Source organism: Paraburkholderia sp. (assembly GCF_047605525.1).
GTDB lineage: Bacteria > Pseudomonadota > Gammaproteobacteria > Burkholderiales > Burkholderiaceae > Paraburkholderia.
Map to the genome: position 1 here is coordinate 17,345 of NZ_JASGFN010000040.1, position 17,292 is coordinate 34,636.

Below are 17,292 nucleotides of genomic sequence, written 5' to 3' on the forward strand. Positions count from 1 at the left end.
TTGCAGGTCATGAAGCGCCTCTCCATCGAACCGACTTTTGCCGCCTGGCGCCGCGCGGCGCGCGAGGCGCTGCGCGAGGGCAGCGCGCCCGAGTCGATCGAGTGGGTCGAGCTCGAAGGAGTGGCCACGCCGGGGGCCGCGACCGCATCCCATGAAGCCGCGCACCCCGTCGCGGCACCGGAACCCGTCCGCCCCGCCCCCGCGATTCCCCGCGAACTGCTCGCGCGGCTGAAAACCGCTGCCTGCTTTCGCGCGGATGATCGCTGGGCGCTGCTCTACCGCATCCTGTGGCGCTGGACGCGCGGCGAGCGGCACGTCGTCGAACCGCATGATCCCGACGGCGTGCAACTCGAACAGCGTGTCCAGGCAGTCGAGCAGGAAACCGACGAACTGGTGTTGCGCACGCTGTTCAGGCGGCGCGATCCGTCGATGGGTCCGCCGGAATTCGTCGGCTGGGACGAGCCGCGTCACGATCTGCTCGAGCGCGCCGCCTCACGGTTCGTGGAGGGCATGGGCCATTCCACGTGGATGCTCGCCACGCCGCGGGGCGCGGCGTTCTGGAACGGCATGCTGTTGCGTATCGGCCGCCCGGCCGCCGAGGAACGCATCGAGGCCGCGCACGCGCTGCCCGCCAGCGCGATGACCGGCGAAGCCGTCACGAGCGAGCCGACCGAGGCACTCTGGCTCGCCTATTACGCCGACGTCGTCAATGGCCGCGCCGCACCCATGCCGCTGCGCTACTGGCGCATGCCGGCCGCCGGGCCGCCGCTGCCCGCGCAGCTCGCCCGCGCGCGCACGCGCATTGGCGCGCAATGCGCGGCCGTCACCGTGCCGGAAGCGCCGCCTGTCGAAATCCCGGCACTCACGCCGCCGTTGCGCGAGCCGGACGGGCCGCTCGCCACCTGCCGGCGCTGCGGACTGTGGCGCAATGCGAAGCAGGCCGTCGCGGGCAGCGGGCCTGTTCAGGTGGCAATTTCCACGGCAACGTCTGCGGCAACTTCCACGGCAACATCGGCGACGATCATGGTGCTCGGCGAGCAGCCCGGCGAGTACGAGAACCAGCATGGCGAACCGTTCGGCGGCGTAGTGGGTCAGTTGCTCGATGCAGTGCTCGCGCGCGCCGGCCTCGAACGCGCGGCACTGTATCTGACCTATGCGGTCAAGCATTACAAGTGGAACATTGCCGGCCAGCAGCGCGTCCATCGCACGCCGGAGCGCAGCGAGATCGAGGCTTGCCAGTACTGGCTCGAGCAGGAACTGACGCGGGTCGCGCCACGCGTCGTCGTCACGCTCGGGCCCGCCGCGCTCAAGGCGCTGACCGGCGCGCACATCAATCTGTCCGAATACCTGGGGCTGACGATCGCGCATCGCGGCCGGCTGATCGTACCGACATGGCATCCGTCGTACGCGCTACGCACCGCCGACGCGCGGCTACGCGAGGACGTCGTCGCGAACATCGTGGCGGCGTTCAGCCGGGCGGCCGCGCTAGCGGCGTCGGCGGCGCAGCAGGCAGCATAAGTTCCGGCGGCGTCGCAAATACGTCCAGCCCCGGCCGGAAAAGCGCGCCGGCGCCGCTGCCTTCAACAGCATGAGCGCTCATCGGCCCCTGCATTTTCGTCGGCTCCAGGCACACCGCTTGCGCATCGCACAACCGCGCGCAATCCGCGGCGATTCCGCCTAAGCTGTGTTGACGCCGCTTTTTTTCGCGCCCCCCGGATCTTCAAATCCAACGTCTCGACGCCCGGCCCGCCGCGCCTCGAACCGTATCCGCACGCCCATGAGCGAAACCAGTCCACGCCTGTTCATCGTCTCCCCCCACTTCGACGACGCCGTCTTCAGTTGCGGCGCGTTGCTCGCCGCGCACCCCGACGCCGCCGTCTGCACCGTCTTCGCCGCGCCTCCCGAACACGACATGCGCACCGAATGGGATGAAAAATCGGGCTTCGCGAACGCCCGCGACGCGGTCCACGAACGCACGCTCGAAGATAACCGCGCGCTCGAAGTGCTCGATGCGATTCCGCTGCGCATGCCGTTTCGCGACAGCCAGTACGCCGATTCGCCGTCGATCAGCCAGATGGCCGCCGCGCTCGAGGAAACGATCTACCGTTCGACCGCGAACACGCTGCTGATGCCGCTCGGCCTGCACCACGACGACCACGCGCGCGTGTTCGAAGCGTGCTGCGAAATCCTGCCGAGGCTGTCGCATCTGGACTGGTTCGGCTACGAGGAAGCGATTCACCGCCGCACGCCCGGCGCGGTGCAGGCGCGGCTCGCCGATCTCGCGCAGCGCGGCATCGTCGCGACGCCGGCGACACCGGACGTGGGCTATACGATCGACGCGCAGCGCCGCGCGCAGATCAAGCGCGAGGCGGTCCACGCGTATGCGAGCCAGTTGCGGGCGTTCGGCGCCGGCAATTACGACGACGTATTCGCGACCGAGCGTTACTGGCAATTGAGCGTCGGTCGCCGTCGCGCGAAAAAGTAGGAAGCAGGAAGCGCGGCGAACGCCTACGCTAGAAGAAAAATGGTCACGCGGGGACGGGCAGCAGCGGCCGAAAGAGGCCGGCGCCGCCCGCACTCGCCGAAGCCGCGCTTTTCAACCGCAAAGGTGACGCAATGAGCTACGACATGCACACCAGTCCGATTCCCGACCCGAACGCCGATCCGAACCGCGATCCGGAAGCCGACCCGCTCGTGCCGCCGGCGCCCGGCCATCATGTCGAGGAGCCGCAACGCCCCGATGGTCCCCCGGATAAGGATCCGGTGTGAGCGGTGCGGCGGGCGCCGCATGGCATCGCCCGCGCCGCGGGTCAATCAGCGCATCAACTCGCTAAAGCCCCGCAGCAACCGGTCGATATCGGCCGCGTGAATGTTGCCCATCGTCGAAATGCGGAACAGTTCCGCCGACAGGCCGCCCTGCCCCGCATAGATCACGAAGCCGCGCGCCTTCAGCTCGTCGTGCAACCGCGGATACGCGATGCCCGCCGGCAGCCGGTACGCGCGCAGCACCACCGACGACTGCTCCGGCGGCAACACGGTGCCGATGCCCCGCGCGGCGAGCCCCGCGCGCGCCTGCTCGGCGAGCGCCGCATAGCGCGCGTGACGCGCGCGCCAGCCGCCTTCGTCGGCGAGTTCGCGCAGCGCTTCGACGAGCGCGTAATACGCATGCACCGACGGCGTGAACGGCGTGTTGCGCTGATCCTGCAAACGCGCGAGGCGCCCGAGATCGAGGTAGTACGTGCGGCTCGCCGCCTGCGCGAGCGCCGCGCGCCGCACCAGCACGAACGAGGCGCCCGGCACGCCATGCAGGCACTTGTTGGCGGTGGCGGCGACCGCGTCGAGACTCGCATCGGCGAAATCGATCGTTTCGGCGCCGAAGCTGCTGACGCCGTCCACCAGCAGACGCACGCCGCGCTCGCGACACAGCGCGCCAAGCGCCGCGATATCGTTCAGGCGCCCCGTGGTCGTTTCGTGATGAATCGCCGCGACGTGCGTGAACGACCTGTCCGCGTCGAGGCGCGCGGCAATCTTCGCGAGATCGGGCGCGTCCATCCAGCCGTGCTTCAGCGCTTCGTGCGCGATGCCGTATTGCGTCGCGATCTGCGCGATGCGCTCGCCGTACACGCCGTTTTCGACGACGAGCAGCTTGCCGTTTTGCGGCACGAGCGCGGCCGTCATGCTTTCGACGGCCGCCGTGCCGGAGCCGGTCATCAGCACCGCCTGCCATTCGTTCGGGTCGAGCCCGTACACGTCGACGAGACGCGTGCGCGCCTCTTCCTGCAAATCGAAAAACTCGCTTTCGCGATGGCACAGATCCGTCTGCAACAGGCTGTTGCGGACACGTTCGGTGAGCGTCACCGGGCCGGGATTGAGCAGCAGCATCGGCGCTCCTTTCTTTGCTTTGAGTTCGGTCAGACGGCGCCGATGTGGCGCATCAGGCGCGTCTTCACATCGGGCGGTGTGATGGTCGGGCGCGGCAGGCCGTCCGGCGTGCCGCGGCGGATCGTCAGACGCACGAAGCGCGGACCGGCGAGCGGCGGCGCGGCGAACAGCTCGTCGATGACGGCCGGATCGTCGCTTTCCAGCGCCGACGCATAACCGCACGCCGCTGCCACGCCCGCAAACGACACCTGCGACGACACCGTCGCCTGGCCGCCCGTCGAATCGTGCGCGCCGTTGTCGAGCAGCACGTGCGTGAGGTTCGACGGACCGTACGCGCCGAGCGTCGCGAACACGCCCATGCGCATCAGCGCGGCGCCGTCGCCGTCGAGCGCGACCACGCTCAGGTCCGGACGCGCGAGCGCGAGGCCGAGCGCAAACGGTGTCACGCAGCCCATCGAGCCGACCATGTACAACTGGTTCGCGCGATCGTCGATTGCATAGAGTTCGCGCCCGCAGAAGCCGGTCGACGCGAGCACCACCGTCGAGTCGAGTGGCGTATGCGCGATCACCTTTTGCAGCGCGTCGTGACGCGTCGCCAGTTCATTCGCCGCGACGCCGCGGAACTGCGCGCGCGGCACGACGGGGGTGCGTGGCGCGGGCGCGCCGCCGTCCTTCAGCTCATACGGCGCGACGCTGCCCTTCTGCATCACCAGCGCGTACGGCCGGCCAGTCGCGTCCATGTGCGCGATCGCGCGATCGAGCACCGGGCCGATCGCGTCGGCTTCGGTCGGGAAGGTTTCCCACGGAATTTCCATCGTGTCGAGCATCGCCGGCGTGATCGGCCCCATCAGCGCGTGCTGCGGCTCGTCGGCGACGCCGGGCTGGCCGCGCCACGTGACGATCAGCAGTTGCGGCAGACGGAAAGTCCACGTGAGCGACGTCAGCGGACTCACCGCGTTGCCGAGCCCCGAGTTCTGCATCATCGTGATGCCGCGCCGGCCGTGCTTCGCGCCGAGCGTGACGCCCGCGATCAGCGCGACCGCGTCGCCCTCGTTGGCCGCCGATACGTAATGCAGCGATTCGTCCTGCAACACGTAGTTGATGAACGGCGTCAGATACGAGCACGGCACGCCCGCGTACCAGTCGAAACCGCGCTCGCGCGCCGCTTCGACGAACTGCGCGGCTTCGATCATTGCGCGCCTCCGGTTGCCGCGTTGCTCTTCGCCGCCGTGGCCACATGACCGACCGCGCTCGCAAACGGCGCCTGCGCATGCGCGAAGTCGCCCGCGCGGCGGAAGTCGTCGAGATCGTTGACGCCGCGCCAGTGGCCGTGCACGTATTGCACCTCGATCGATTCGCCAGATTCGATCAGCGCGTTGAGCAGCGCGGGCATGTCGAGCGACGCGAAATCGTCGCGCGCGCGCAGTTCGCGCATCACCGCCTGCAAGCGCTCGCGGCCTTCGCCGCGCACGTTCAGCAGACCCACCCAGCGGCCATGCGGCGCCTGCGCGGCGCTCGCCGCCGCCGCCGACGCATCCTGCCCGCTCGCGACATGGCGCAGCACGACCTTGTTGCCGAACAGACCGCGATCGTCGGCGGCCGAGCACCACGCGAAATCGCGCACGCTGGCGTTTTCCGCTTCGGTCAGCGACGAGTCGACGACGACGCTGAACGCGGCCTCGCTTTCCACCAGATCGCGCAGGATGTAGCTGCGGAACAGCAGATCGCCGTACGAGATGACGGTGTCGCTGGCGAGTGTGTCTGGCGCGACCCGGTCGAGCGCGCACGCGAGCGATGCGAGTTCACCGGTCCGCGCATGCTGCTCGTTGACGACGAGGCGGATACCCGCGGTGTCGATCGCATCGGCGCGATAGCCGCCGACCACGGTGATGTCGTTGACGCCCTGCTTCTTGAACGCATCGACGAGCCAGCGCAAAAGCGGCTTGCCCGCGATCGGCAGCATCACCTTCGGACGGTCCTCGGTGACTGCTTCGAGGCCCTTGCCGCGGCTCGCGGCGAGGACGATCGCCGCGCCGGCCGCGCGGCCGCTCGACAGATAGCGGTCTTCCGCTTCCGAGTATTCGTCGGCATCCTGCAGACGGAAGATCTCGTTCACGGAGGCAATGCTGTCTTCGACGTTGACGAGCGTTTCGCTCGAATGGATGTCCTTCGCAACCGCCTGCATCGCCGAGGTGGCCGCGCGGATCAGATGGTTCGCCCAGATCACGGTGCTGATGCCCGCTTCGCGGAACACCTCGGTCGGCGTGCTGTAGTACTTGGTCGGCACGATCACGAGCGGCGCGCGGCCGGCCCATTCGCGGGCGAATTCGAGAATTTCGTCGGGGCGCGACAGCTTGCTGTGGATCAGGATCGCGTCGGCGCCGGCGCGGCGGTACGCTTCCGCGCGGCGCAGCGCCTCGTCCATGCCCCAGCCGGCGATCAGCGCCTCGACGCGCGCGACGATCGAGAAATTCTCGTCGCTCTGCGAATCCTTGCCGGCCTTGATCTTGCCGCAGAATTCGTCGATATCGGCAAGCGGCTGGGCCTCGCCGTTGATGAAGCTGTTGGTCTTCGGAAACTGCTTGTCTTCGATGCACACGCCCGCGATGCCGCGTTGCTCGAGCTTGCGCACGAGACGGCGCACGTTGTTGAAGTTGCCGTAGCCGGTGTCGCCGTCGAGCAGGATCGGCAGATCGCTCGCGTCGGCCATGAATTCGAGGGTGTCGACGACCTGGGTCCAGCTTGCCTCGTTGTTGTCGCGCACGCCGAATTGCGCGGAAATCGCGAGGCCCGAGCCCCAGATCGCCTTGAAACCGGCTTCGCGAACGATTCGCGCGGACAGGCCGTTATGGGCCTCCATCATGAATTCGAGTTCGCTGCTGACGAGCATCTGGCGCAGGCGCGCGCTACGGGATGCGGAAACGAAGGCGGGTTCGCGAGCATTCATTTTCTGTACTCCTGGTGGCGGGCTTATCGATGTTTTTATGTGCCCGGCTGGCGACTGGAAAAGGGCGACTATAGCGGAATTCTTATTGAGGGGGTTTTTGAAATGTCCGCCGTTTTTCGTCGTTGCGATTAAGTGGAAAAATGTGTCGTTTTTTGCGTGAGCCGCCAGATAGCGGGATTCTGGATTTGTTCGGCGTTTTGTGGAGTTCTGCTCGTTAAATCCCGTCTTATCCGAAAGCGCGGGATTAAATCAAATCATTGGGTGGGCGCCGAAAATCCCTTTCAGGCCGGACATAATGCGGTTTTTATAAATACGGCGATATCGAAGTGCCAGAACTGATTTTTACAGACTGCAAACCCGCTGCTTGCAAACAGAACGATTCCCCTTAGGAATCAGATAAATAAGCAGCCGAACCGGCGGACAAACCGGCGCCCGAAACAGCGGGTTTCCCCTGCCCTGAACTCATACCGCGCCGCGCCGTAAACACAGCTAGCGGCAAATAGACCGCATCCAATGGACCCAGGTGGCGAAAGCCCATTTCCCTCGCTATGACTTTGAACCGAAAACTGGCCTCGATGATTGCCGTCCTGTGGGTCGGCCTGATCCTGATCGGCAGCTTCGGCGCGTGGCAGAACCGCGCGTCGATGATCTCCGACCGGCGCGATCAATTGCGCTCGCTGATCGACCAGGCGAACCATATCGTCGGCCGTTATTACACGCTCGCCCAGCAGCATGCGCTGTCCGAGGACGACGCGAAAAAACAGGCGCTCGCGACGCTCGCCGCGATGCGCTACGGCACGGACGGCTACATCTCGGTCAACGATTCGCAGCCGGTCATGCTGATGCATCCGATCAAGCAGGATCTCGTCGGCAAGAAACTCGCGCAGTTCACCGATCCTGCCGGCAACCATCTGTTCGTCGACATCGTCAACGCGGGCAATCTCAACGGCGGCGGCTTCGTCGATTATCTGTGGGCCAAGCCGGGTAGCGAGAAGCCCGTCGCGAAGACGAGCTACGCGGCACACTTCGCGCCGTGGGACTGGTATCTCGTGACCGGCATGTATATGGACGACGTGCAAAGCGCGTTCTATCGCAACCTGCTGCGCTGGCTCGCGATCACGGTGACGCTCGGCGTGCTCGCCACCGCCGTGATGCTGCTGGTGCTGCGCAGCATCCGCCGCTCGCTCGGCGGCGAACTCGAAGTGGCCGTCGAGCACGCGCGGCTGATGGCGCAAGGCAATCTCGCGACGCGCGTGCCCATCGCACCGCACGACACCGGCAGCCTGCTGCATGCGCTGCACACGATGCAGGCGGGCCTCGTCGACACGGTATCGCGCGTGCGTCAGGGCACCGAGAACATCAACGTCGGCGCGAACGAAATCGCGGCCGGCAACACCGATCTGTCGCAACGCACCGAGGAGCAGGCGGCGGCGCTCGTCGAAACCGCGTCGAGCATGGACCAGATGACGGTCAACGTGAAGCAGAACGCGGACAGCGCGATGCAGGCCGCGAATCTCGCGAGCGAGGCCGCCGATGTCGCCACGCGCGGCAGCCGCGTCGTCGAAGACGTGGTGCGCACGATGGGCGAGATCACCGCGAGCTCGCGGCAGATCGGCGACATCATCGGCGTGATCGACGGCATCGCATTCCAGACCAACATCCTCGCGCTCAACGCAGCCGTCGAGGCGGCCCGCGCGGGCGAACAGGGACGCGGCTTCGCGGTGGTCGCGGCCGAGGTGCGCAGCCTTGCGCAACGCTCGGCGACAGCCGCGAAGGAGATCAAGGCGCTGATCGAAACCTCGACCGATACCGTCGAAACCGGCGCGTCGCTGGTCGCCAACGCGGGCGTGACGATGAGCGAGATCGTGCAGTCGGTGCGGCGCGTCAACGAAATCCTCGAGGAGATCAGCCACGCGTCGCGCGAGCAGAGCGCGGGCATCGAGCAGGTCAATCGCGCGGTCGGCGAAATGGATCAGGTCACGCAGCAGAATGCGGCGCTCGTCGAACAGGCCGCCGCCGCCGCGCATTCGCTGAAGGATCAGGTCGGCGTGCTGCGCGACGCGATTGCGAGTTTCGCGTTGCCGGCTTGAGGGCGGCTTGGCAAAACAGCGCGCGAAGCAGCTACCGCTAGCGGCGCCTCAACCTCAACCGCGAGCCTATTTGCAGATTCGCAAAAAAAGAAGGCACTCCACAGGCGGGGAGCGCCTCTTCAACACGCCGCGTCAGAGTCGACGCATCAATCGAACGAGCCAGCCGCGCGGATTTTGCAAGTCCGCGCGGCTTTTCGCTTGCGGCTTTGACGGGGAATTCACGCCGGGGGCACTTCCCCGCTGCACGTTCTCGCCTCGCTCCGGCCCAAGCTCTCGCCTTTCACAAGCCTCGCGTTTAAATTACGTTTTATTTACAATCCGTCAGGCGACGGCCCTTGCCGGCAGCCAGCCAGAAAAGCCTGCCATCACGCAGCCAGCCGGCAATCGCCGTTTATTCCCGCCGCCCGCCTCGAACCATCCCGGCGGCCTCGCTTCATCGAGACGTCCGTTATCCGCGCCCATGATCCGCCAGAAGAAATCGCAGTCGCACGATCCCTACGCTCCCACCGCGAAGAATCCGCTGCTCGCCGCGCGCCTGCCCGCGTGGCGCTCGAAGCTCGTCGTGCTGCTCATGTTCGGCGCGTTCGCGGCGCTCGCGGTCCGCGCGTTCTGTGTGCAGATCGTGAACCAGGACTTCTACGTCGACCAGGGGCAGAAGCGCTATCAGCGCACGCTCGAACTCGACGCGACGCGTGGCCGGATCGTCGATCGCCACGGCTCGATGCTCGCGGTCAGCCTCGCGACCTACGAAATCTGGGCCTCGACGAAGCTGGTCGACGAAGCCGCGTTCGCGCCGCTCGCGAAGCTGCTGGATCTGCCGCTCGCGGAGCTGCGCAGGCGCCTGAGCGGTGAGCGCAGCTTCGTGCTGCTCAAACGCCAGGTCGACGCCGACACGGCCGCCCATCTGTCGCGGCTCGGGATCGCGGGCATCACGCAGATCGCCGACTCCAAACGCTTTTATCCGGAGGGCGAGTCGGCCGCGCATGTGGTCGGCTTCACCGACATCGAGGACAACGGCCAGGAAGGCGTCGAACTCGCGGCCAACGAGCAGTTGCAGGGCGTGCCCGGCCAGCGCGAGGTGATCCGCGACCGGCTCGGCCGCGTCGTCTCCGAGACGCGGCCGCTCGTGCCTGCGCGCAACGGCGCGACGATCCATCTGACGATCGACCGGCGCATCCAGCAACTCGCGTACGCGCAACTCAAAGCCGCGATCGCGCAGCATCGCGCCGAAGCGGGCAGCGTGGTCGTGCTCGATGCACGCAACGGCGAGATTCTCGCGCTCGCCAACTATCCGAGCTTCGATCCGAACGACCGCGCGCACCTGAGTGGCCGGCAATTGCGCAACCGCGCGGTGATCGATACGTTCGAGCCCGGCTCGACGATCAAGCCGCTGGTCGTCGCGCTGTCGCTCGACGAAGGCAAGGTGCGACCGCAAAGCATCATCGACACGGCCCCCGGCTGGTATCGGATCGGCCCGGCCGTGATTCACGACACGTCGAATCACGGCGCGATGACCGTCGCCGAGGCAGTGCAGAAGTCGAGCAATATCGCGCTCGCGAAGCTCGCGCTGAACCTGCCGGCCGAGACGATCTGGACCAAGTATCAGCAGTACGGGCTCGGCTCGAAGCCCGAGCTGACGTTTCCGGGCGTGGCCGCCGGCAAGGTGCGGCCGTACAGGCGCTGGCGGCCGATCGAACAGGCGACGATGGCGTACGGTTACGGGTTGTCGGTATCGCTGCTGCAGATCGCGCAGGTCTACACCGCCTACGCGGGCGACGGCACGATGCAGCGCGTGAGCCTGTTGCGCGATCCACTCGATGCGGACGCCGCCGCGTCGTCCACGCAGCGCGGCCAGCCGGTCACGACGCCGGCGACCGCGCGCGCGATCCGCAACATGCTGGAAATGGCCATCGGCGCGGGCGGCACCGGGCGCGCGGCGGCGGTGGAAGGCTACCGCGTCGGCGGCAAGACCGGCACCGCGCGCAAGCAGATCGGCGCGACCTATGCGAAGAACCGCTACCGCGCGCTCTTCGTCGGCATGGCGCCGATGAGCGATCCGCGCCTGATCGTCGCCGTGATGATCGACGATCCGGCCGGCAAGGCGTTCTACGGCGGCACGGTCGCGGGACCGGTGTTCAGCGGCGTGATGGGCGGCTCGCTGCAACTGCTCGGCGTGCCGCCGGATGCGCCGGGGGTTTGATGCGCATGGGGCGTGGGCGGCCGTGCTCCTTGCGTGGTCTGTTCGTGCCGTCTTTTAGTGCCGTCTTTTAGCGCGGTCTTTCAGCCGGTCAACGCGCCGCCGGCTCTCCGCCCACATTCACCAGCGCCTCGATGCGATTGCGGCCGTTGCGCTTGGCCTGATACATCGCGCGATCGGCCTCCCCCATCATCGCCTGACCGAGCACCGCCGCCGGGACGTCGCCGAAGAACGCGCGGCGCGCAATGCAATCGGCTCGAGTAATTCGAGCAGCATCGGTATACGGTCGTCGAGCCATAGCGTCACGCTCGCGAGAAAAAACTCCCGCGGCAGATAGCTGAACAAGATGTCGAGAAACGACGCGAAATCCTGTGCGTCGATCAAACGCAACTCGACGTTCTGAAAGCGGCGCAGCGTGCGCTCGTTGTGCTGCACGGTATCGACGAGCAAGCGAAGGCGCCCGGCAAGCGGCGTTTGGGCGAGATTCGTCACGTTATCAGCAGGCGGGCCCGAAGGCGAAGCGGGGTCGGCGCCCCAACCTTACTGATATCGGCTCATGCGCCGAGGTCTTGAGGGCATCATCGCGACGCATGCCCGCATTCACTTGCACTCGCTTACACGTATTGACATTCGTTTGCGCAATCGTCGCGCTTCTTAAGTTTGGCTTAATTGTTCCCTGCAACCATGTCGCTCATCCCCTGTTGAGCCGCCAGAACATCGGCGGCGCTTTTTCTTGAGGGGATGTCAAAGACGCGCCGGAAATCGGCCGCTGCCCGAGAAGAAGGAGGCAAGTCATGGTTGAACAGATGGTATTCGAACACCTGCGTGCGATGCCCGGCCATGAATGGACTCGCCAGATTCATTCCTGCAAGGTTTCCGATCCGCTGCAACCGCCCTGGGGCCGCTCCTACCGGCTCGTCGAATGGACGATGAAGCACGCGCCCGAATCGAGCCGTCGCGTCGTTCCCGCCGAAAGTACTCCACTCGAAATCGCCCAGGCCGTGGTCTCCCATGTGCCGGGCCGCCGCTTCTGCCAGCAGGTCGACTGATACCGGCATTCACGGCGCGCCGCCGTGCCATCGCCGCGCTAACCGCGCGGCGTCATCGAATCGCAGTAGTCGAGCGCATCCTCCAGCCTGTCGTTCCCCCAGAACATTTCGCCACCGACAAAAAATGTCGGCGCACCGAATATGCCTTTGTTCATGGCCAATTCGGTCTGCTCGCGCAGGCGCAGTTTATTGGCGTCGCTTTGCGCATCGGCAATGACGCGCTGCGTCGGCAAACCGAGAGCATCGAGCGCTTCGCCGACGACGTCGGCCGAACCGATGTCGCGGTCATCGGCAAAATTCAGTTGCATGATCTTGCGGCAATACGCGGCGATCCACGGTTCGTTCGCGCCGAGTACCGCGACGCGCATGGCCAGCAGCGCGGCGCGCGGAAACGTGCTGGGACGCGTGAGCGCAATACCGTATTTGCGGCATTGCCGCTCCATATCCTTCCACACATACGCACCCTTCTCTTTCTGCAATACGAATGGCGAGTTCTCGAAGCCGAGCTTGCGAAACACCGGACCGAGCAGGAAAGGACGCCAGAGAATCCGCACGTGCCGCGCCGCCGCCAATGCTTCGATGCGCATCATGCTCAGATAGCTGTAGTTGCTGCCGAAGTCGAACCAGAACTCGATTGCGCGCGTAGCCGTATCCGCGGACGGCGCCGCGGAATAGACCGAAGAAGTTGCGGCGTCGCCCATTGCTGTCTCCCGATTCGTGCACGATGCGATTCGCGGGTGTCACGGCATCGCGTCTTGCAAAGCTTGACAGTCGCATGAAGCGCTTCTGCCTATGATGACCCCTTCGCTTCATACGTTTTAACTACATCATGAATTATCCGTATGATCTGCTCATCGTCACATTTCTTCTAGTTCTCGTCGTTTCGTCGCTGGTTCTGCTCGCATTGGCCTGAGTTCACGACAACCCGGTTCTACGGCTTTTCCAAACCGTTCCCTGCCGCGCATTTTTCCTGGAAAGTCGGTCTATACTGTATGCATATACAGTACTTTTCATCCGAACAATGCGTCTCCCTTCCTTTGAGCCTCCTACGCTCACCGAACTGCGCGCCTGGTGGCGGGCGCGGGACGAGCATGCCGTTCAACGGCTCATCCTCGAGATTCAGCGGCAACGGCTCATGCTGCTGGAATTGCGCAATCTGATCGATAACGGCGTGCAGCAGGCACGTGCAGCGGACCGCTCGCTCGTCGAACGTGGCGAACCGCTCATGACGCTGCGCATACGGATCGCGCAGGAAGTACTGCGCGTCGGCGATATCGACGATACACAGCAAAAGAGCCGCGCCGAACAGGAAAGGCGTGCCGTTCGCACGCGAAGCCAGATGGATCACGCGAAGCGAAGGCCACCTGCATAGACAGCGCCACGTTATCCAGTGCGAAACGCGGCGCGGCTTCGATCAGCCTGGCAACGAGCGCTCGTGCCGGTTACTCAGCGCGTTTGCACGGCCACGCGCAGACCGAGCGAAATGAATAGCACGCCGATAATCTTGTTCTGCCAGCGCGTCAGCCACGTCAAACGCTTCACGAATCTGCCCAACGGACGCATGGTCAGCACGATCAGCGTCGTATAAAGCGCGCTCATACCGACGAAAATCAACCCCAGCGTTGCGAATTGCAGAAATGTCGAGCCGTGCTCGGGACGCACGAATTGCGGAAGAAAAGCGAGGAAAAACAGCGCCGTCTTCGGATTCAGTACTTCGGCGGGAATCGCCTGAAAAAACGCCTTCGAACCCGACAGCGGCGCGACAGCCGGCAGATGCGCACTCGCCTGCTTTTCGCGCAACGCGCGAATACCCAGATAGACCAGATACGCGGCGCCGACGAATTTCACCGCGTTAAAGGCCAGCGCGGATGTCATCAGCAGCGCGGAGAGGCCGACCGCGGCGCCCAGCGTGTGCACGAAATCGCCCGTCGCGATACCGAGGCCGGTCAGAATGCCGGCCTTGCGTCCGCCATGCATGGTGCGTGTCAGCACCAGCAGCACGGCCGGCCCCGGAATCAGAAACAGACCGAGTACGACGGCAACGAAAGTCCCCAACGTGGATAGGTCAAGCATGTCGTCTCCTTGCAGACGCGCTCGATCGATTCAACGGATGCGCGTTCAGCGGGCCATTGTAGACGAATGCGCGAACTTCGCTGCGCGCATGCGCGAGCCACCGACGATCCGTTACCATGACGGGAACGGCGCCGCTTGCGTCCCGCTTCTTTTCATCGACTGAAGTTCCTGCCTTGCCCACCTATACCTTGCCCGCGCCGCTGAGCGCGGAACTCGAGATCCGCAAGAGCCGCTTCATCGCCCACGCGATACCGGTCGCCGATCGCGACGCCGCGATGGTCGAATTGCAGCGTCTGCGTGAAGAACATCCCAGCGCGACACACGTATGCTGGGCGCTGCTCGCGGGCGGCCAATCCGGCATGTCCGACGACGGCGAACCGTCCGGCACCGCGGGCCGGCCGATTCTCGAAGTACTAAGACATCACGATCTGGATGGCGTGCTGGCGGCCGTCGTGCGCTATTACGGCGGTGTCAGGCTCGGCGCGGGCGGCCTCGTGCGCGCGTACACCGACGCGATCGCGTCGGCGCTGCTCGATGCTCCGCGAGTCGAGAGAATCGCCCAGGTTTCGCTGGGAGTCGAAGTGAGCTATGCCGACGAAGCCAAAGTACGCAGATGGATGGAAGCCGAAAGTTATGCGCTCGTGGAAAGCGCCTACAGCATGCTGGTGAAGATGACGATGCGCGTGCCCGCCAATGCGGTTGACGACGCCAGGCGGGCGCTAGTCGACATGACGCAGGGAAAGGCCGGCTTCTTCTGATCGGCTCGCCTCTTCATGCGAGAACCGCTATATATGATGGCCGAAGCTGCCGGCCCGCTATGCGAATCAAAAAAAGAACCCGTCTGAAAGTCAACGGTCCGGCTCACTGCTACCATGCTGCTCTCCATCGGGACGACTCCATTTGAAAGGGCCACTCCTCTGACCTCGACCGCTGCTTTCTCCAGCATGGCCGCCGCGCGTTCGCCGTTGAGATCCGTCGTACTCAAGGGCTGCGTCAAAGGCTGCGGCGCCGTGGTACTGCCGCTGATGCTGTCCGCCTGCTCCTGGTCGTGGTTCGGCCTCAACAGCAGCGCGCAGCACGCGAGGACGCACGCAACCGGCTCGCTCAGCGTCGCCCCCGCCCGCGACTTCCCGTATCTGCCCGCGCGTGACGGCCATATTTCACCGAACCGCATCGAAAACACCGCGATGACCGGGCTCGTGCTCAAGGACGATATCAGCCAGGTCGTGCGCAACAGCGTCGCGAACAGCTTGCGGATCGCCGGTTTGCGTATCGACGACAGCAGGCGCGTGCTGAGCGGTTCCATCGAAACGTTTACGGTCGACGACACCCGCTCGCCGGCGCTCTGGACGCTGAAGATGCACTACGTCGTCACCGATGCCGTGACGCGGAAAGTGATGTTTTCGACCACCCGCACCGTCAAGCAGAAGTCGCCGAAATTCACGAGCAATACGATCGCGATCGAAGATACGGTCAAGCTTAATGTCGATACGCTGATCGGCGATCCGGGCTTTATCAAGGCGGTAAACTGAACTGAACCCGTAAGCGGCGAGAGGCCCGTGCGGTTTCGCTACAATCCGGCTCGAGGCGTCGCTCTTTCTCGCGATCAAGATGACCGGCGCCGCCTGTCTGATCTGGCTCGCCATCCAGTTGTGGCGCGGCGACGCGCCCGCCATCGATACGTCGCCGCCGCAGGACGCCGCGCTGGTACTCGAATGGATCGCGATCGCGCTGTATTCATGGGTCGGCATGTATCTGGGCAAATGGCTCGTGCGCGCGAAGATCCGCCGCTGGTTCAATCGCTGCTGCGGCGAATTTCTCGCGGCGATCGGAGTGAGCTTCCTGCCGGTTCGGCGGGGATGAAAGCACCGGCAACTTTGCATCTCCGCTTCCATAAACGATAGCTAATGCATTAACGGAAAAACTTTAACTATCGACATTCGTTTATCCAACTTATGCTCCAGGAGTAACGGCTGCCGCGGCTCGAAAAATGCGGTAGCAGGCAAACGGCTTTTCATCGTCATGGGAGCGGCATCATGAAGATCTGTATCTTCGGAGCGGGAGCGATTGGCGGTTTAATGGGCGTGCAACTGGCGCGCGCCGGCGCGGATGTGAGTTTTATCGCGCGCGGCCCGCATCTGGCTGCAATGAAAGAGCATGGCGCGCGTCTGATCATGGATGGCGAAACGTTCAGCGCACCGGTTCGCTGCACATCCGATCCGCGCGAGCTCGGCGTGCAGGACTTCGTGATCGTCACGCTAAAGGCGCATTCGCTTCCCGGTGTGGTCGAGACGATGCAGCCGCTGCTCGGCAAGCACACGGCGATCGTTACCGGCGTCAACGGCATTCCGTACTGGTACTTCTATCAGCATGGCGGGCGCTTTGCCGGCACGCGTCTCGCGAGCGTCGATCCGGACGGCGGCCAATGGACCAGGCTCGGACCCGAACGCGCGATCGGCTGTGTGCTGTATCCGGCCGCCGAAATCGTCGAGCCGGGTGTCATCAAGCATGTGTACGGCAAAAAATTCCCGATCGGCGAGCCGAGCGGCGAGCGCACGCCGCGCATTCAGCAATTGCACGAGATCATGCAGGCGGCTGGGTTCGAGGCACCGGTTCGCGACAATATTCGCGACGAAATCTGGCTCAAGCTGTGGGGCAATCTGTGCTTCAATCCGATCAGCGCGCTGACTCACGCGACGCTCGACGTCCTCACGAGCGACCCCGGCACGCGCGCGGTTTCACGCACGATGATGCTCGAAGCGAAGCGCATTGCGGAGCAGTTCGGCGTGCATTTCCGGGTCGACGTGGAAAGGCGAATCGACGGCGCGGGCGCGGTCGGCGCACATAAGACGTCGACGCTGGTCGATCTGGAGAATCGCCGTCCGATGGAAATCGATCCGTTGCTGACGGTCGTCCAGGAAATGGGCCGTCTCGTCGCGGAACCGACGCCCACCATCGACGTCGTACTCGCACTGATCAAGCTGCGCGAGCGCATGGCATTGCAGGGCGATTAAGACGAGCAGATATCGCGCATTTCTCGCGGCTTGCAACAGT

At 64.8% G+C, this 17,292-nt stretch carries 15 protein-coding genes and 2 pseudogenes; 10 read left to right on the plus strand and 7 right to left on the minus strand.

The window, feature by feature from the left end; translation table 11 throughout:
• Nucleotides 1-9 precede the first annotated feature (9 nt).
• From QM685_RS34565 to QM685_RS34575, 3 genes are all read left to right on the plus strand, one after another.
• Nucleotides 10-1,518: a DUF4130 domain-containing protein gene (locus QM685_RS34565; protein WP_415123750.1), complete on the plus strand. Its 1,509-nt coding sequence runs from the start codon at nt 10-12 to the stop codon at nt 1,516-1,518.
• A 259-nt stretch (nt 1,519-1,777) separates the two neighbouring features.
• Complete coding sequence (locus QM685_RS34570) at nt 1,778-2,485, plus strand: PIG-L deacetylase family protein (protein ID WP_415123751.1); 708 nt, start codon at nt 1,778-1,780, stop codon at nt 2,483-2,485.
• A gap of 131 nt (nt 2,486-2,616) precedes the next feature.
• Nucleotides 2,617-2,769, plus strand: coding sequence for a hypothetical protein (locus QM685_RS34575; protein WP_169496536.1), 153 nt, complete (start codon nt 2,617-2,619; stop codon nt 2,767-2,769).
• A gap of 45 nt (nt 2,770-2,814) precedes the next feature.
• Here the strand turns inward: QM685_RS34575 and QM685_RS34580 are convergent, their stop codons facing one another.
• Genes QM685_RS34580 through aepX form a run of 3 tightly spaced genes read right to left on the minus strand, consistent with a single transcriptional unit; the run spans nt 2,815 to nt 6,829 of the window.
• The gene (locus QM685_RS34580) at nt 2,815-3,882 is read right to left on the minus strand and encodes a 2-aminoethylphosphonate aminotransferase (protein WP_415123752.1); all 1,068 of its coding nucleotides are present in this window, start codon (nt 3,880-3,882) and stop codon (nt 2,815-2,817) included.
• 29 nt (nt 3,883-3,911) lie between these two features.
• The gene (aepY, locus tag QM685_RS34585; RefSeq protein WP_415123753.1) at nt 3,912-5,075 is read right to left on the minus strand and encodes a phosphonopyruvate decarboxylase; all 1,164 of its coding nucleotides are present in this window, start codon (nt 5,073-5,075) and stop codon (nt 3,912-3,914) included.
• Entirely contained in the window at nt 5,072-6,829 is a 1,758-nt protein-coding gene (gene aepX, locus QM685_RS34590) for a phosphoenolpyruvate mutase (protein WP_415123754.1), read from the minus strand. Before aepX ends, aepY begins: the two co-directional genes overlap by 4 nt.
• A gap of 548 nt (nt 6,830-7,377) precedes the next feature.
• Here aepX and QM685_RS34595 point away from each other — a divergent pair.
• Nucleotides 7,378-8,919: a methyl-accepting chemotaxis protein gene (locus tag QM685_RS34595; RefSeq protein WP_415123755.1), complete on the plus strand. Its 1,542-nt coding sequence runs from the start codon at nt 7,378-7,380 to the stop codon at nt 8,917-8,919.
• 460 nt (nt 8,920-9,379) lie between these two features.
• The gene (locus QM685_RS34600) at nt 9,380-11,119 is read left to right on the plus strand and encodes a peptidoglycan D,D-transpeptidase FtsI family protein (RefSeq protein WP_415123756.1); all 1,740 of its coding nucleotides are present in this window, start codon (nt 9,380-9,382) and stop codon (nt 11,117-11,119) included.
• A 234-nt stretch (nt 11,120-11,353) separates the two neighbouring features.
• On the opposite strand, the pseudogene QM685_RS34605 reads toward QM685_RS34600, so the two are convergent.
• Nucleotides 11,354-11,608: pseudogene (locus QM685_RS34605) on the minus strand (sensor domain-containing diguanylate cyclase); the annotation flags it as partial.
• Between the two features lie 302 nt (nt 11,609-11,910).
• On the opposite strand from QM685_RS34605, the gene QM685_RS34610 reads away from it, so the two are divergent.
• The gene (locus QM685_RS34610; RefSeq protein ID WP_415123757.1) at nt 11,911-12,165 is read left to right on the plus strand and encodes a DUF2866 domain-containing protein; all 255 of its coding nucleotides are present in this window, start codon (nt 11,911-11,913) and stop codon (nt 12,163-12,165) included.
• 38 nt (nt 12,166-12,203) lie between these two features.
• Here the strand turns inward: QM685_RS34610 and QM685_RS34615 are convergent, their stop codons facing one another.
• The 3 genes from QM685_RS34615 to QM685_RS34625 form a co-directional block, all read right to left on the minus strand.
• The gene (locus QM685_RS34615) at nt 12,204-12,866 is read right to left on the minus strand and encodes a 2-hydroxychromene-2-carboxylate isomerase (RefSeq protein WP_415123758.1); all 663 of its coding nucleotides are present in this window, start codon (nt 12,864-12,866) and stop codon (nt 12,204-12,206) included.
• Nucleotides 12,867-13,096: 230 nt separating this feature from the next.
• On the minus strand, nt 13,097-13,513 hold the full coding sequence (locus QM685_RS34620; RefSeq protein WP_415123759.1) for a hypothetical protein: 417 nt from the start codon (nt 13,511-13,513) through the stop codon (nt 13,097-13,099).
• Nucleotides 13,514-13,611: 98 nt separating this feature from the next.
• Entirely contained in the window at nt 13,612-14,238 is a 627-nt protein-coding gene (locus tag QM685_RS34625) for a LysE family translocator (protein ID WP_415123760.1), read from the minus strand.
• 173 nt (nt 14,239-14,411) lie between these two features.
• On the opposite strand from QM685_RS34625, the gene QM685_RS34630 reads away from it, so the two are divergent.
• The 4 genes and pseudogenes from QM685_RS34630 to QM685_RS34645 all read left to right on the plus strand — a co-directional run bounded on the left by QM685_RS34630 (nt 14,412) and on the right by QM685_RS34645 (nt 17,252).
• Nucleotides 14,412-14,996 carry an IMPACT family protein gene (locus tag QM685_RS34630; RefSeq protein ID WP_415123761.1) on the plus strand — a complete coding sequence of 195 codons (585 nt, stop codon included), beginning with the start codon at nt 14,412-14,414 and terminating at the stop codon, nt 14,994-14,996.
• A gap of 186 nt (nt 14,997-15,182) precedes the next feature.
• On the plus strand, nt 15,183-15,770 hold the full coding sequence (locus QM685_RS34635) for a hypothetical protein (protein ID WP_415123762.1): 588 nt from the start codon (nt 15,183-15,185) through the stop codon (nt 15,768-15,770).
• 64 nt (nt 15,771-15,834) lie between these two features.
• Nucleotides 15,835-16,101, plus strand: a pseudogene (locus QM685_RS34640) (LysE family translocator); the annotation flags it as partial.
• Between the two features lie 173 nt (nt 16,102-16,274).
• On the plus strand, nt 16,275-17,252 hold the full coding sequence (locus tag QM685_RS34645) for a 2-dehydropantoate 2-reductase (protein WP_415123763.1): 978 nt from the start codon (nt 16,275-16,277) through the stop codon (nt 17,250-17,252).
• Nucleotides 17,253-17,292 lie beyond the last annotated feature (40 nt).